The organism is Geodermatophilus sp. URMC 63, assembly GCF_053502565.1.
Genome location: NZ_CP199956.1, coordinates 1,590,927 through 1,605,773 on the forward strand (window position 1 = coordinate 1,590,927; position 14,847 = coordinate 1,605,773).

Genomic DNA, 14,847 nt, shown 5'->3' on the forward strand with positions numbered 1-14,847 from the left:
TTCCTGCACCTCGCGAGAACGGACCGGGCCGCCAGCCTGGTCAACCGCCGGGAGGGTCCCCGAGGCCCGACTGCTGCGGAGCGGGTGTACAGTGAGGACACCGCCTCGAACGAAGGCCGAAAGGCCGGAGTACGAGCGCGTCCGCTCCTTGAGAACTCAACAGCGTGCCGAAAGTCAGTGCCAAGTAGTAACCCCGGCCTGGGCCCTGTGGGGTCTGGGTGGGATTCCTTTGGTTGATGTGATCGAGATCTGTCAGGTCTCGGTTCTCGGCCTGGTTCAAGCATCTACGGAGAGTTTGATCCTGGCTCAGGACGAACGCTGGCGGCGTGCTTAACACATGCAAGTCGAACGCTGATCCATCTTCGGGTGGTGATGAGTGGCGAACGGGTGAGTAACACGTGGGCAACCTGCCCCCGGCTCTGGGATAACTCCAAGAAATTGGGGCTAATACCGGATGTCCTCTGCTGGCCGCATGGTCTGGTGGTGGAAAGGGTTTCCGGCTGGGGATGGGCCCGCGGCCTATCAGCTTGTTGGTGGGGTAGTGGCCTACCAAGGCGACGACGGGTAGCCGGCCTGAGAGGGTGACCGGCCACACTGGGACTGAGACACGGCCCAGACTCCTACGGGAGGCAGCAGTGGGGAATATTGCGCAATGGGCGGAAGCCTGACGCAGCGACGCCGCGTGGGGGATGACGGCCTTCGGGTTGTAAACCTCTTTCAGCTCCGACGAAGCGGAAGTGACGGTAGGAGCAGAAGAAGCACCGGCCAACTACGTGCCAGCAGCCGCGGTAATACGTAGGGTGCAAGCGTTGTCCGGAATTATTGGGCGTAAAGAGCTCGTAGGCGGTCTGTTGCGTCGGCTGTGAAAACCCGGAGCTCAACTCCGGGCCTGCAGTCGATACGGGCAGACTCGAGTGTTGCAGGGGAGACTGGAATTCCTGGTGTAGCGGTGAAATGCGCAGATATCAGGAGGAACACCGGTGGCGAAGGCGGGTCTCTGGGCAACAACTGACGCTGAGGAGCGAAAGCGTGGGGAGCGAACAGGATTAGATACCCTGGTAGTCCACGCCGTAAACGTTGGGCGCTAGGTGTGGGGGCCATTCCACGGTCTCCGTGCCGCAGCTAACGCATTAAGCGCCCCGCCTGGGGAGTACGGCCGCAAGGCTAAAACTCAAAGGAATTGACGGGGGCCCGCACAAGCGGCGGAGCATGTTGCTTAATTCGATGCAACGCGAAGAACCTTACCTAGGCTTGACATGCGCGGAAATCTCGCAGAGATGCGGGGTGCCTTTGGCGTCGTGCACAGGTGGTGCATGGTTGTCGTCAGCTCGTGTCGTGAGATGTTGGGTTAAGTCCCGCAACGAGCGCAACCCTCGTTCCATGTTGCCAGCACGTGATGGTGGGGACTCATGGGAGACTGCCGGGGTCAACTCGGAGGAAGGTGGGGATGACGTCAAATCATCATGCCCCTTATGTCTAGGGCTGCAAACATGCTACAATGGCCGGTACAAAGGGCTGCGATACCGTGAGGTGGAGCGAATCCCAAAAAGCCGGTCTCAGTTCGGATTGGGGTCTGCAACTCGACCCCATGAAGTTGGAGTCGCTAGTAATCGCAGATCAGCAACGCTGCGGTGAATACGTTCCCGGGCCTTGTACACACCGCCCGTCACGTCACGAAAGTCGGTAACGCCCGAAGCCGGTGGCCCAACCCCTTGTGGGAGGGAGCCGTCGAAGGCGGGATCGGCGATTGGGACGAAGTCGTAACAAGGTAGCCGTACCGGAAGGTGCGGCTGGATCACCTCCTTTCTAAGGAGCATCTCGCTCGGCAGCCGGATGGTTGTCGGGTGCAGAGCTGTGCGCGGGTCGTGACGGTCGCCCACTACCGGGTGGCCGCGGGTGCTCGTGACAGTGCTCGAGGGTGGAACGCTGACCAGTTCGGCCGGCAGCTGCTGCTGCTCCTAGTACGGCGTCATCTTCACTGGTGGCGTGGGGAACGGGGTGGCAGGGGTGGGTCGGTCGTAGGCACGCTGTTGGGTCCTGAGGGAGCGGGCGACCGTTTCTTCTGTCCGGGCCTTCCTGGTCTCAGACCGCCATGCGCGCCTCGTTGGGGTGGGCGTGGGCTGGTGGGGTCGTGTGGAGGGTTTGCGGGTTGGTCGTTGAGAACTGCACAGTGGACGCGAGCATCTTTTGATCTCTGTTTCGCAGAGTGTTTGCTTGTAGGTGTCCTGCCTCGGTCGTCGGCCCGTGTGGGCTGGTGGTTCGGGGTGGGTTGTGTGTGGTCAAGATGTTGAGGGCACACGGTGGATGCCTGGGCACCAGGAGCCGATGAAGGACGTGGGAGGCTGCGATATGCCTCGGGGAGCTGCCAACCGAGCGTTGATCCGAGGGTGTCCGAATGGGGGAACCCCGCACCAGTCATGTGGTGTGACCCGCGCCTGAACACATAGGGCGTGTGGAGGGAACGTGGGGAAGTGAAACATCTCAGTACCCACAGGAAGAGAAAACAACCGTGATTCCGTGAGTAGTGGCGAGCGAAAGCGGATGAGGCTAAACCGATGGCATGTGATAGCCGGCAGGCGTTGTGTCGTCGGGGTCGTGGGACAGTCGTGTCGCCTCTGCCGGGGTGGCGGGGAGTGAGAAAGCGGTCGGGTTAGCCGAAGGCCTCTGGAAGGGGTCGCCGTAGAGGGTGAGAGCCCCGTAGGTGAAAGCCTGTCGTCTCCTTGTTTCTGTATCCCAAGTAGCACCGAGCCCGTGGAATTCGGTGTGAATCTGGCGGGACCACCCGCTAAGCCTGAATACTCCCTGGTGACCGATAGCGGACGAGTACCGTGAGGGAAAGGTGAAAAGTACCCCGGGAGGGGAGTGAAATAGTACCTGAAACCGTGTGCCTACAAGCCGTGAGAGCCGTGAATCCGCGCTTCGTGTGCGGGCGGTGATTGCGTGCCTTTTGAAGAATGAGCCTGCGAGTTAGTGGTGCGTGGCGAGGTTAACCCGTGGGGGGTAGCCGTAGCGAAAGCGAGTCCGAACAGGGCGGTTTCTAGTCGCGTGTCCTAGACCCGAAGCCGAGTGATCTACCCATGGCCAGGTTGAAGCGCGGGTAAGACCGCGTGGAGGACCGAACCCACCAGGGTTGAAAACCTGGGGGATGAGCTGTGGGTAGGGGTGAAAGGCCAATCAAACTCGGTGATAGCTGGTTCTCCCCGAAATGCATTTAGGTGCAGCGTCGCGTGTTTCTTGCCGGAGGTAGAGCACTGGATGGCTGATGGGCCCCACAAGGTTACTGACGTCAACCAAACTCCGAATGCCGGTAAGTGAGAGCGCGGCAGTGAGACTGCGGGCGATAAGGTTCGTAGTCGAGAGGGAAACAGCCCAGATCATCGGCTAAGGCCCCTAAGCGTGTGCTAAGTGGAAAAGGATGTGGGATCGCAGTGACAACCAGGAGGTTGGCTTAGAAGCAGCCATCCTTGAAAGAGTGCGTAATAGCTCACTGGTCAAGTGGTTCCGCGCCGACAATGTAGCGGGGCTCAAGCACACCGCCGAAGCCGTGGCACTCCACCGATAGCCCGCCGGCATCCTTCGGGATGGCGGCCAGGTGGTGGGGTGGGTAGGGGAGCGTCGTGTGGCGGGTGAAGCGGCGGAGGGATCCAGCCGTGGACGCCATGCGAGTGAGAATGCAGGCATGAGTAGCGAGAGGGGAGTGAGAACCTCCCCCGCCGGAAGACCAAGGGTTCCTGGGCCAGGCTAATCCGCCCAGGGTGAGTCGGGACCTAAGGCGAGGCCGACAGGCGTAGTCGATGGACAACGGGTTGATATTCCCGTACCCGCGAAGGAACGCCCATGCTGGACCCAGCGATGCTGACCCACCGAAACCGGTGGCTCGTCTTCGGACGGGTCGCGGGGAGTAGCTGGGGACCCGGACTGGTAGTAGGCAAGCGATGGGGTGACGCAGGAAGGTAGTCGGGCCGGTGAGTGGTAGTACCGGTGCAAGGGTGTGGCCCGTCTGGTAGGCAAATCCGCCGGACATGCAGGGTGAGGCCTGACGCATAGCCGAGTGAGGCGAATCCGATGATCCTATGCTGTCGAGAAAAGCCTCTAGCGAGTTCCGAGCGGCCCGTACCCCAAACCAACTCAGGTGGTCAGGTAGAGAATACCGAGGCGATCGAGCGAACTGTGGTTAAGGAACTCGGCAAAATGCCCCCGTAACTTCGGGAGAAGGGGGACCCCTGACTGTGACCATCCGTGCGGTGGGTAGCGGTGGGGGGTCGCAGAGACCAGTGAGAAGCGACTGTTTACTAAAAACACAGGTCCGTGCGAAGTCGTAAGACGATGTATACGGACTGACGCCTGCCCGGTGCTGGAACGTTAAGGGGACGGGTTAGTGCGCCTTCGGGTGTGCGAAGCTCAGAACTCAAGCGCCAGTAAACGGCGGTGGTAACTATAACCATCCTAAGGTAGCGAAATTCCTTGTCGGGTAAGTTCCGACCTGCACGAATGGCGTAACGACTTCTCAGCTGTCTCAACCACAGGCTCGGCGAAATTGCACTACGAGTAAAGATGCTCGTTACGCGCGGCAGGACGGAAAGACCCCGGGACCTTCACTACAGCTTGATATTGGTGTTCGGTTCGGCTTGTGTAGGATAGGTGGGAGACGTGGAAGCGGGCACGCCAGTGTTCGTGGAGTCGCCGTTGAAATACCACTCTGGTCGAATTGGATGTCTAACCTGGGTCCGTGATCCGGATCAGGAACAGTGTCAGGTGGGTAGTTTAACTGGGGCGGTTGCCTCCCAAAGGGTAACGGAGGCGCCCAAAGGTTCCCTCAGCCTGGTTGGCAATCAGGTGTCGAGTGCAAGTGCACAAGGGAGCTTGACTGTGAGACCGACGGGTCGAGCAGGAGCGAAAGCTGGGACTAGTGACCCGGCACCGGCAGGTGGAAGCGGTGTCGCTCAACGGATAAAAGGTACCCCGGGGATAACAGGCTGATCTTCCCCAAGAGTCCATATCGACGGGATGGTTTGGCACCTCGATGTCGGCTCGTCGCATCCTGGGGCTGGAGTAGGTCCCAAGGGTTGGGCTGTTCGCCCATTAAAGCGGTACGCGAGCTGGGTTTAGAACGTCGTGAGACAGTTCGGTCCCTATCCGCCGTGCGCGTAAGAGACTTGAGAAGAGCTGTCCCTAGTACGAGAGGACCGGGACGGACGAACCTCTGGTGTGCCAGTTGTACCGCCAGGTGCACTGCTGGTTGGCTACGTTCGGCAGGGATAACCGCTGAAAGCATCTAAGCGGGAAGCTCGCTTCGAGATGAGGTCTCTCACCCAGTCAATGGGGTAAGGCCCCCGCCCAGACCAGCGGGTTGATAGGCCGGAAGTGGAAGCACCGCAAGGTGTGGAGCTGACCGGTACTAACAGGCCGAGGGCTTGACCACGCCACACCACCGGTCAAGCCACCAGCAAGCAGCAGAAATGTGTCGCGTCCACTGTGCGGTTCTGAACGCACCCAACCCGCCCCACCCCGCCCGCGGACATCCGCGCCGGGGGTGTGGGGGCCGGGGGTTGGTCACGTTCACAGTGTTACGGCGGTCATGGCGAGAGGGAAACGCCCGGTCCCATTCCGAACCCGGAAGCTAAGCCTCTCAGCGCCGATGGTACTGCCCTGGAGACGGGGTGGGAGAGTAGGACACCGCCGGACAACCATTCCAGGAAGGGCCCCCACCACCCGGTGGGGGCCCTTCCTGCATCCTGCGGCACCGGTGGTGTCCTCCCGGCGGCGCGCCGGCAGCACGACCACGAGCGGGCCCCGGCTCCGTGACCACGGAACCGGGGCCCAGTCGTGTGGAGCGACGGTCGCACGGGTCAGGGGACGACCCGGCGGAGGCCTGCGAAGGACAGCGCTGCCGTCGCCAGCGCCAGGACCGCCGGGATGGCGACCGCCAGCGTCACCATCGACTGCTCCAGCACCCAGGTCCCGAGGTCGTCCCAACCGTGCCGCCAGGAGATCAGGATCGCCAGGCCGCCGAGGAGGACGATCGTCGCCACGGAGAGGCTCCAGAGGCCGGTCGTGCCCCACCGCTTCATGACCACGCCGATGGCGACGCCGATGAAGGCGGCGGCGAGCATCGGAGCTCCGGAGACGACGACCTGCAGAGCGGCGTCGTCGACGTCGAACGGTCCGGGGGACCAGAAGGCGAGCCGCACACCCCACCCGCCGGTGGCGTCCTCCACGGCGGTCAGGACCGAGAGCGCGAGGCCGTAGGCCAGGGCGGTCACCACGGCGGTGAGCGCGGTGCCCAGGTAGAACGTGCGCCGGCTCAGGCTCATCCCCATCGCGAAGGGCAGCAGCTGGGTCACCGACTGGACGTAGATGACCAGCACCGTGATGTAGAGCGAGACGACGCCCCCGGTGAAGCCACCGTGGGGCTGGTCCGAGGCGGCGGTGAAGGCCCAGACCGGCAGGTTGATGGCGAAGCTGAGCAGGGCGATCCCCCACGGGATGCCGATCGTCTGCAGCGGGTTCATCAGGTGCAGGCGCGCTGCGGCCAGGACACGGTTCACCGGGTGGCCTCCTGTCGGTGGTCGGAGCGGGTGGCGGTGCTGCGGACCGCCGGCGCAGCGGCCGGTGCGGAGCGCGTGGTCAGGGCGACGACGAGCTGCTGCAGGGGCGTGCGCTCCGCCGTCAGCCCGGCGGGGAGGTCGGCCGGGTCGACCGGGCGGCGCAGGCGCACGATGGCCCGGCTGGAGCCGCCGAGGGTGTCGGTGGAGAGGAGCTCGTGCTCCCGGGCCAGTGCCGCGACCCGGTCCGCCGGCCCGGTGACCGTGAGCGCGGTGGCACGCAGGCCGTCCGCGTCGTCGTCCAGCAGGACCCGGCCGACGTCCAGGAGCAGGACGTGCTCGAGCAGGCCGCTGATCTCCTCGATCAGGTGGGTGGAGAGGACGACGGTGCGTGGGTTCTCGGCGTAGTCGGCGAGCAGTCGGTCGTAGAACAGCTGCCGCGCGACGGCGTCCAGGCCCAGATAGGGCTCGTCGAAGAGCGTGACCGGTGCCCGCGAGGCCAGCCCGATGGTGATGCCGACCGCCGACACCATGCCGCGGGACAGCTTCTTGACCGGTCGCCGGGACGGCAGGTCGAAGTCGGCGACCAGCGAGCGGGCCAGGTCCTCGTCCCACCCGGGGAACAGCGTGGCCGCCGCCGCGAGGGCGTCGCGCACGCGGAAGTGGTCGGGGTAGCGCTGCCCCTCCTTGACGAAGCAGACGCGCCGCAGGACGTCGTCGTTCTCGTAGGGGGCGGCGCCGAGCACCCGCACCTGGCCGCGGGTGGGTACCCGGTGGCCGGTGAGCAGCTGCAGGAGCGTCGTCTTGCCGGCGCCGTTGCGGCCGAGCAGGCCGGTGATGCCGTCCCGCTCGATCGAGGCGGTGACGCCGTCGAGGGCCGTGTGCTCCCGGAAGTGCACGGTGACGTCGGTGAGCGTGGCGGCGGTCATCCCTCGTCCTCCCAGCGGTCGATCATCGTGGCGAGCTCGGGGACGGAGATGCCGAGCTTCTGCGCCTCGGCCATCAGGGGGCGGACGTACTGGTCGGCGAACTCGCTGCGCCGCCGCTTGAGCAGCTGCTCGCGGGCGCCGGTGGCGACGAACATCCCGACTCCTCGTCTCTTGTAGAGGACCCCGTCGGCCACCAGTTGGTTGAGGCCCTTGGCCGCCGTGGCGGGGTTGATGCGGTGGAAGGCGCTGAGCTCGTTGGACGAGGGCGCCTGGCTCTCCTCGGGGAGGGAGCCGTCGACGATCGCGTTCTCGATCTGCGCGGCGACCTGCCGGAAGATCGGGCCGGCGTCCTCGTTCACCAGGGGTCCTGGGCGGTACCAGGGCCGTCCCGGTCCCCGGGTTCATTACTCATGTAATGAACCGTAGAGGTGATCGGTGCGCGCCGTCAACGGGTCTACGGTGACGCCGTGGACGACGCCGTCAGCCCCTTCGCCGTCGACGTGCCGCCCGAGGCGGTCGCGGACCTCCGCCGCCGGCTGCTCGGCACGCGGTGGCCGGAGGAGGCGACGGTCGGGGACTGGTCCCAGGGCGTCCCGCTGGACTGGCTCCGCGAGGTCTGCCGGTACTGGGCCGAGGACCACGACTGGGCGGCCGCGCAGGCGCGGCTCAACGCCTTCCCGCAGGTCACGACGGTGGTCGACGGCGTGGCGGTGCACCTGCTGCACGTCCGCTCGCCGCACGAGAGCGCCCTGCCGCTGGTGCTGACCCACGGCTGGCCCGGCTCGGTGCTCGAGTTCCTGGAGGTCATCGGTCCGCTGACCGAGCCCGAGGACCCGCGGGACGCCTTCTCCGTCGTCGTCCCCTCGCTGCCCGGCTACGGGTGGAGCGGCAAGCCCGACGCTCCCGGCTGGGGGCCGGGGCGGACCGCCGACGCGTGGGCGGAGGTGATGCGCCGGCTCGGGTACGAGCGCTTCGGCGCGCAGGGCGGGGACATCGGGTCGTTCGTGTCGGCCAACCTGGGTGCCCGGCACCCCGACCGGGTGGTCGGCGTGCACCTCAACATGGTGGTGACCGGCCCGCCCGAGGGGCAGACGGAGTTCGACGAGCGCGAGCAGCGGGCGCTGGACCGGCTGCGGGTGTTCCGGACCGACGGCTCGGCCTACAGCCACCAGCACCGCACCCGACCGCAGACCCTCGGCTACGGGCTCACCGACTCCCCCGCCGGCCAGGCCGCCTGGATCCTGGAGAAGTTCCACGCCTGGACGGACTGCGACGGTGACCCGGTGGCCGCCCTCGGCATCGACCGGCTCCTCGACGACGTCTCGGTGTACTGGTTCACCGGGACGGCGACGTCGTCGGCGCGGATGTACTGGGAGATGGCGCGCGCACCGGAGGAGCGCGCGCCGCAGGTGGACGTGCCCACCGGCGTCTCGGTCTTCCCGCACGAGATCTTCCAGCCGCCGCAGGCGTGGGTGGAGCGGCAGCTCACCGACCTGCGCGCCTGGCGCGAGCACGACAGCGGCGGCCACTTCGCGGCGATGGAGCGGCCGGTGGAGGTGGTGGCCGACGTCCGGGAGTTCTTCCGCCCGTTACGGTGACGGCCGCGACACATCCGCCGGTCAGCGTCCGGACTCCCCACCCCCGGAGGACCCCGCGTGCACCTCTCCCCGCACGAGCAGGAGCGCCTGCTGCTCTCCTACGCCGCCGAGCTGGCCCGCCGGCGGCGGGCACGGGGACTGCGGCTGAACCTCCCGGAGGCGACGGCGATCGTCACCGACCACGTGCTGGAGGGCGCCCGCGACGGCGTGCTCGTCGCCGAGCTCATGCAGTCGGGCCGGACGGTGCTCACCCGCGACGACGTGATGGACGGCGTCCCCGAGCTGCTGGAGGAGGTGCAGGTGGAGGCGACCTTCCCGGACGGGACCAAGCTGGTCACGGTCCACCAGCCCATCCCGTGAGCGTCAGCGAACGGGACCGTCGAGCAGGGCCCGTGATCCCCGGCGAGGTGATCCCGGCCGACGGCGTCATCGAGACGCTGCCCGGGGCGCCGCGGATCGAGCTCGAGGTGACCAACACCGGCGACCGGCCGGTGCAGGTGGGCTCGCACGTCCACTTCGCGCAGACCAACCGGGCGCTCGCCTTCGACCGCGACGCCGCGCGCGGGCACCGGCTCGACGTCGCCGCCGGCACCGCCGTCCGCTTCGAGCCCGGCATCACCCGCACCGTGACCCTCGTGCCGCTGGCCGGGGCGCGCGTCGTCCCCGGCCTGACCGCCGAGGGAGGGCTGCACTGATGGTCCGGCTGTCCCGCGAGCGCTACGCCCAGCTGTACGGCCCCACCACCGGCGACCGCGTCCGGCTGGCCGACACCGACCTGCTCGTCGAGGTGGAGGAGGACCGCTGCGGCGGTCCCGGCCGGGCCGGCGAGGAGGCGGTGTTCGGCGGGGGCAAGGTGATCCGCGAGTCGATGGGGCAGGGCCGGGCCACCCGCGCCGAGGGCGCGCCGGACCTGGTGATCACCGGCGCCGTCGTCCTCGACCACTGGGGGGTCGTCAAGGCCGACGTCGGCGTCCGGGACGGCCGGATCGTGGCGCTGGGCAAGGCGGGCAACCCCGACACGATGGACGGCGTCCACCCGGACCTGGTGATCGGGCCGGGCACCGAGGTCGTGGCCGGCAACGGCCGGATCCTCACCGCCGGCGCCGTCGACTGCCACGTGCACTTCATCTGCCCGCAGATCGTCCCGACGGCGCTGGGCTCGGGCGTGACGACGCTCATCGGCGGCGGCACCGGCCCGGCGGAGGGGTCGAAGGCCACCACCATCACCCCGGGCGACTGGTACCTGGCCCGGATGCTCGAGGCGATGGACCCGTGGCCGGTCAACGTCGCACTGCTCGGGAAAGGCAACACCGTCTCGCCGGAGTCGATGGAGGAGCAGCTGCGCGGCGGGGCGAGCGGCTTCAAGCTGCACGAGGACTGGGGATCGACACCCGCGGCGATCGACGCCTGCCTCACCGTGGCCGGGCGCCACGGCGTCCCGGTGGCGCTGCACTCGGACACGCTCAACGAGACCGGGTTCGTCGAGGACACCCTGGCCGCGATCGCCGGGCGGAGCATCCACGCCTACCACACCGAGGGTGCCGGGGGCGGGCACGCGCCCGACATCATCACCGTCGCCGGGCACCCGAACGTGCTGCCGAGCAGCACGAACCCGACGCGGCCGCACACGGTGAACACCCTCGACGAGCACCTCGACATGCTCATGGTCTGCCACCACCTGGACAGCTCCGTGCCGGAGGACCTCGCCTTCGCCGAGAGCCGGATCCGGCCGACGACGATCGCGGCCGAGGACCTGCTGCACGACCTCGGCGCCATCTCGATGATCGGCTCGGACGCGCAGGCGATGGGCCGGGTCGGCGAGGTGGTGCTGCGCACCTGGCAGACCGCGCACGTCATGAAGCGCAAGCGCGGGTCGCTGGCGGGGGACGGCGCGGCGGACAACGCCCGCGCCCGCCGCTACGTCGCCAAGTACACGATCTGCCCGGCCGTGGCGCACGGGATCGACGGCGAGGTCGGCTCGGTCGAGCCCGGCAAGCTCGCCGACCTGGTGCTGTGGGACCCGCGGTTCTTCGGCGTCCGCCCGCACGCGGTGCTCAAGGGCGGCGTCATCGCCTGGGCGCAGATGGGCGACGCCAACGCCTCCATCCCCACGCCGCAGCCGCAGCTGCCACGGCCGATGTTCGGGGCGTACGGCCGGGTGCCGGCGCGGACGTCGCTGCACTTCGTGGCGCCCGCGGCGCTGGAGGCCGGGCTGGGCGACCGGCTCGCCGTCGACCGGCGGCTGGCCGCGGTCACCGACACCACGCGGCTGACCAAGGCCGACCTGCCGGAGAACACCGCGCTGCCGGACATCCGGGTGGACCCCGACACCTTCACCGTGCGGGTGGACGGCGAGGTGTGGGAACCCGAGCCGGTGCGCGAGCTGCCGATGGCCCAGCGGTACTTCCTCTTCTGATGACGGCCGCCCTCCTCACGCTGGCCGACTCGCGGCTGCCGGCCGGCGGGCACGCGCACTCCGGCGGGGTGGAGCAGGCGGTCGCGGCCGGCCTGGTGCACGGCCCGTCGTCGCTGGCCGCCTTCCTGCTGCGCCGCCTGCAGACCGCCGGCAGGGTCGGTGCAGGACTGGCCGCTGCCGGGTGCCGCGGAGGAGACCTCGATGCCCTCGACGCGGAGGCCGACGCGCGGACGCCGTCGCCGGCGCTGCGGGCGGCGTCCCGACAGCAGGGGCGCGGGCTGGTGCGGGTGGGCCGCCGTGCCTGGCCGTCGCCGGTCTGGGACGCGCTGCCGGCCGCGCCGCACCACCCGGTCGCGCTCGGCGTCGCCGCGGCCGCGGGCGGGCTGACGCCCCGGGACGCGGCCGCGGCCGCCGCCTACCTCTCGGTCAGCGGCCCGGCGACGGCGGCGCAGCGGCTGCTCGCGATGGACCCGCTCACCGTCGCCGCCGTCACCGCCCGGCTGGCCGGGGAGATCGACGCCGTCGCCGACGCGGCGGTCCGGGAGGGACTCCCCGCCGACACCGACCCGCTCCTCGACCTGCTCGCCGAGGTGCACGCCACGAGAGGGGACCGCTTCTTCGCGTCATGAACACCACCGGGAGTGCGCATGCCACCTGACCACAACCTGACCGACTACGTCGACGCGGAGGTCCCGCACCGGCACGGCGGGCCGCTGCGCGTGGGGCTCGGCGGCCCCGTGGGATCCGGCAAGACCGCGCTGGCCGCGGCGCTGTGCCGCACGCTGGGCGCCGAGTACGACCTCGCCGTCGTCACCAACGACATCTACACGACCGAGGACGCCGACTTCCTGCGCCGCCACGCCGTCCTCCCCGACGACCGGATCGAGGCGGTGCAGACCGGCTGTTGCCCGCACACCGCGATCCGCGACGACATCACCGCCAACCTCGACGCCGTCGAGCTGCTCGAGGCGCGCCACCCGGGCCTGCAGCTGGTGCTCGTCGAGTCCGGCGGGGACAACCTGACGGCGAGCTTCAGCTACGGGCTGGTCGACGTACAGGTGTTCGTCGTCGACGTCGCCGGCGGGGACAAGGTGCCGCGCAAGGGCGGGCCGGGGGTGACCGCGTCGGACCTGCTGGTGGTGAACAAGACCGACCTCGCGCCACTGGTGGGCGCCGACCTCGACGTCATGCGGCGCGACTCGGCCGCGGTGCGGGGGGACAGGCCGACGCTGCTCGTCTCGCTGCGGGAGGACCCGGCCGCCACCGAGGTGGCCGAGTGGGTGCGCGCGCAGGTGCGCGCCCGCGCGCTGCAGCAGGCGTGAGGACCCGGGTCGAGGTCGTCGCGCGGCGCGGCCCCGGCGGGCGGACGGTGCTGCCGGTGCTGCGCGCGAGCGGTCAGCTGGCGGTGCGCCGGACCGGACCGGCGTCGGTGCACCTGGTGGCGACGGCGTTCGGCCCGCTGGGCGGTGACGACGCGGAGGTCCGGCTGGTGGTCGAGGAGGGTGCCCGGCTGGCGGTGCGCTCGGTGGCCGCCGCCGTCGCGCTGCCCGCCCGGGACGGCGACCGGCCCTCCGTGCAGCACGTCGTCGCGGAGCTGGCCGGGGAGCTGGACCTGCGGCCCGAGCCGACCGTCGTCGCGCGCGGCGCACACCACCGGGCCTCGGTGGTGGCCACGCTCGAGCCCGGCGCCGTCCTCACCGCCACCGAGCAGGTGCTGCTCGGCCGCACGGGGGAGGAGCCCGGCCGCTGGACCGGCACGACGCGGGTGGTCGTCGGCGGGCGGCCGCTGCTGCACACGACCGTCGGTCTCGGCCCGGGCGCGCCGGCCTGGCTGCCGCCGGTGGCGCCCCGTGCGTACGCGTCCACCGTGCACGTCGGGCAGGCCGCGGGGGTGTCGACCGCCGAGGACGCCGTCCGGCTGCCGCTGGAGGGCGGCTGGGTGGCCACCGCGTGGGGCGCCGAGCTACACCGCGTGCTGCGCGCGGTGCAGACGGTCGCGTGAGCCTCGTCGTCCGGGTCCGGCGGGCGGTGCTGCCGTTCACCGTGGGCCGGCTCGAGCACCGCAACCCGGTCCCGCCCCACGCGGGCCGCCAGCTCATCGGCGTCGTCCGGCGGACCTGGCGGCGCGGGCAGCAGGCCGACGGCAGCCCCTCGGCGGCTGCCGAGCCGAGGCTGGGAGGACCCCCTCCTCCCCACCCTCGCTCCGCTCGGGGCGGTGCCCTGGAGGGGGCCGGAGGGTGCGGAGGAGGGTGCTCCGCTCAGCTCTGCTGCTCACCCTCCTCGCGGGCGGCCTCGTCGAGGACCTGGGGGTCGTCGGTCACGCCGCCGGCGGGGTCGGCGTTGCCCAGCGCGGTCTCGGCGGGCAGCTGCTGGACGTGCTCGCGGGCGCGCTCGCGCAGGTCGTCGGTCGGTTCGGACACGGGTCCTCCTCGGGTTCTCGCGGTACGCGGGAGCCCTACCCCACCCGTGACACGGTGACCCCCGCGGCCGACGCGTTCGACCTGCCCGACCTCGCCGTGCGGTCCCAGCGCGGTGCCGTGGTGGCCCTGCAGCACCGGTGGGAGGCCACCGCTCGCGGGTAGGCCCGCACCATGGCGACCATCGCGATCACCGGCTCCACCGACGGCATCGGGCGCGCGGCGGCCCGGCGGCTGCTCGGCGAGGGGCACACCGTCGTGCTGCACGCGCGGAGCGAGGCGCGCGGCGCGCCCGTCGCCGAGGAGCTCGGCCGGCTCGGCGACGTCCGGCTCGCCACCGGCGACCTGGCCGACCTCGACGAGGTGCGCGCGCTCGCCGGGCAGCTCGGGGACGTCGACGTGCTCGTCCACAACGCGGGTGTCTGGCCCGACGAGGGGGCGCCGCCGAGCCGCCAGGGCCACGAGCTCGCGTTCGCGGTGAACGCGCTCGCCCCGCACCTGCTCACCGCCCTGCTGCGCGACCGGGTGAACGAGCGGCTGGTGTTCCTCGGCAGCGGGATGGTCGGCTCGGGGCGCGTCGACCCCGACGGCCTCGGCAGCCCGCGCGAGCCGGGACGCGCCTACGCCGACTCCAAGGCGCTCGACGTGGTCCTCTCGCTCGGCTGGGCCCGGCGGCTGCCCGGGCTGCGCGTGGGCGCGGTCGACCCGGGCTGGGTGCGCACCAAGCTGGCCTCCGCGGGCGCACCGGGGGACGTCGAGGACGGCGGGGCGCGGGTGGCGCTGGCCGCGGCCGGCGACTGGCCCGGCGGCTACACCGCCGGCCGCCGCCCGGCGCGGACGCCGCGCGCCCTGGAGGACACCGGCCTGCAGGACCGGGTGTTCACCGCGATGGACCGCCTCGCCGGGATCGCCGGCTGAGCCTGTGCGCCGACGCTTCGCTCG

General features: G+C 69.6%; 12 protein-coding genes and 3 rRNA genes. 11 read left to right on the forward strand and 4 right to left on the reverse strand.

Annotation, left to right across the window (positions count from 1 at the left end; genetic code table 11):
- Nucleotides 1-283 precede the first annotated feature (283 nt).
- The 3 genes from ACWIZO_RS07765 (at nucleotide 284) to rrf (ending at nucleotide 5,685) form a co-directional block, all read left to right on the forward strand.
- A 16S ribosomal RNA gene (locus ACWIZO_RS07765) occupies nucleotides 284-1,806 on the forward strand.
- 471 nt (nucleotides 1,807-2,277) lie between these two features.
- Nucleotides 2,278-5,422 (forward strand): 23S ribosomal RNA (locus tag ACWIZO_RS07770).
- Between the two features lie 146 nt (nucleotides 5,423-5,568).
- A 5S ribosomal RNA gene (gene rrf, locus ACWIZO_RS07775) occupies nucleotides 5,569-5,685 on the forward strand.
- The 16S, 23S and 5S rRNA genes sit together here, the layout of an rRNA operon.
- Before the next feature lie 164 nt (nucleotides 5,686-5,849).
- Here rrf and ACWIZO_RS07780 read toward each other — a convergent pair.
- Genes ACWIZO_RS07780 through ACWIZO_RS07790 form a run of 3 tightly spaced genes read right to left on the reverse strand, consistent with a single transcriptional unit; the run spans nucleotide 5,850 to nucleotide 7,833 of the window.
- A complete protein-coding gene (locus ACWIZO_RS07780) occupies nucleotides 5,850-6,548 on the reverse strand; it encodes a hypothetical protein (protein WP_448641920.1) in 699 nt (232 codons plus the stop codon).
- Nucleotides 6,545-7,474, reverse strand: a complete 930-nt coding sequence (locus tag ACWIZO_RS07785; RefSeq protein ID WP_448641921.1) for an ATP-binding cassette domain-containing protein — start codon at nucleotides 7,472-7,474, stop codon at nucleotides 6,545-6,547. Before ACWIZO_RS07785 ends, ACWIZO_RS07780 begins: the two co-directional genes overlap by 4 nt.
- The gene (locus tag ACWIZO_RS07790; RefSeq protein WP_448641922.1) at nucleotides 7,471-7,833 is read right to left on the reverse strand and encodes a GntR family transcriptional regulator; all 363 of its coding nucleotides are present in this window, start codon (nucleotides 7,831-7,833) and stop codon (nucleotides 7,471-7,473) included. The genes ACWIZO_RS07785 and ACWIZO_RS07790 overlap by 4 nt, the downstream gene beginning before the upstream one ends.
- A 108-nt stretch (nucleotides 7,834-7,941) precedes the next feature.
- Between ACWIZO_RS07790 and ACWIZO_RS07795 the strand changes: the two genes are divergently transcribed.
- From ACWIZO_RS07795 to ACWIZO_RS07825, 7 genes are read left to right on the forward strand one after another with little or no spacing between them, the layout of a single operon-like run.
- Nucleotides 7,942-9,072 carry an epoxide hydrolase family protein gene (locus ACWIZO_RS07795; RefSeq protein ID WP_448641923.1) on the forward strand — a complete coding sequence of 377 codons (1,131 nt, stop codon included), beginning with the start codon at nucleotides 7,942-7,944 and terminating at the stop codon, nucleotides 9,070-9,072.
- A 57-nt stretch (nucleotides 9,073-9,129) separates the two neighbouring features.
- A complete protein-coding gene (locus ACWIZO_RS07800; RefSeq protein WP_091364026.1) occupies nucleotides 9,130-9,432 on the forward strand; it encodes an urease subunit gamma in 303 nt (100 codons plus the stop codon).
- A gap of 32 nt (nucleotides 9,433-9,464) precedes the next feature.
- A complete protein-coding gene (locus ACWIZO_RS07805) occupies nucleotides 9,465-9,767 on the forward strand; it encodes an urease subunit beta (protein WP_448641924.1) in 303 nt (100 codons plus the stop codon).
- Nucleotides 9,767-11,488, forward strand: a complete 1,722-nt coding sequence (locus tag ACWIZO_RS07810; protein ID WP_448641925.1) for an urease subunit alpha — start codon at nucleotides 9,767-9,769, stop codon at nucleotides 11,486-11,488. Before ACWIZO_RS07805 ends, ACWIZO_RS07810 begins: the two co-directional genes overlap by 1 nt.
- Nucleotides 11,488-12,117, forward strand: coding sequence for an urease accessory protein UreF (locus tag ACWIZO_RS07815; protein WP_448641926.1), 630 nt, complete (start codon nucleotides 11,488-11,490; stop codon nucleotides 12,115-12,117). Before ACWIZO_RS07810 ends, ACWIZO_RS07815 begins: the two co-directional genes overlap by 1 nt.
- An 18-nt stretch (nucleotides 12,118-12,135) precedes the next feature.
- Nucleotides 12,136-12,810 (forward strand): urease accessory protein UreG, encoded by a 675-nt coding sequence (ureG, locus tag ACWIZO_RS07820; RefSeq protein ID WP_448641927.1) that lies wholly within the window; start codon nucleotides 12,136-12,138, stop codon nucleotides 12,808-12,810.
- A complete protein-coding gene (locus tag ACWIZO_RS07825; protein WP_448641928.1) occupies nucleotides 12,807-13,490 on the forward strand; it encodes an urease accessory protein UreD in 684 nt (227 codons plus the stop codon). Before ureG ends, ACWIZO_RS07825 begins: the two co-directional genes overlap by 4 nt.
- A 256-nt stretch (nucleotides 13,491-13,746) precedes the next feature.
- Here the strand turns inward: ACWIZO_RS07825 and ACWIZO_RS07830 are convergent, their stop codons facing one another.
- A complete protein-coding gene (locus ACWIZO_RS07830; protein WP_448641929.1) occupies nucleotides 13,747-13,908 on the reverse strand; it encodes a hypothetical protein in 162 nt (53 codons plus the stop codon).
- Nucleotides 13,909-14,079: 171 nt separating this feature from the next.
- On the opposite strand from ACWIZO_RS07830, the gene ACWIZO_RS07835 reads away from it, so the two are divergent.
- Nucleotides 14,080-14,823 carry an SDR family NAD(P)-dependent oxidoreductase gene (locus ACWIZO_RS07835; protein WP_448641930.1) on the forward strand — a complete coding sequence of 248 codons (744 nt, stop codon included), beginning with the start codon at nucleotides 14,080-14,082 and terminating at the stop codon, nucleotides 14,821-14,823.
- Nucleotides 14,824-14,847: the final 24 nt, after the last annotated feature.

Coding starts and splice junctions, on each gene's coding strand:
- ACWIZO_RS07785 (WP_448641921.1), bottom strand. CDS start 7,474: ATGACCGCCGCCACGCTCACCGACGTCACCGTGCACTTCCGGGAGCAC.
- ACWIZO_RS07810 (WP_448641925.1), top strand. CDS start 9,767: ATGGTCCGGCTGTCCCGCGAGCGCTACGCCCAGCTGTACGGCCCCACC.
- ACWIZO_RS07815 (WP_448641926.1), top strand. CDS start 11,488: ATGACGGCCGCCCTCCTCACGCTGGCCGACTCGCGGCTGCCGGCCGGC.
- ureG (WP_448641927.1), top strand. CDS start 12,136: ATGCCACCTGACCACAACCTGACCGACTACGTCGACGCGGAGGTCCCG.
- ACWIZO_RS07835 (WP_448641930.1), top strand. CDS start 14,080: ATGGCGACCATCGCGATCACCGGCTCCACCGACGGCATCGGGCGCGCG.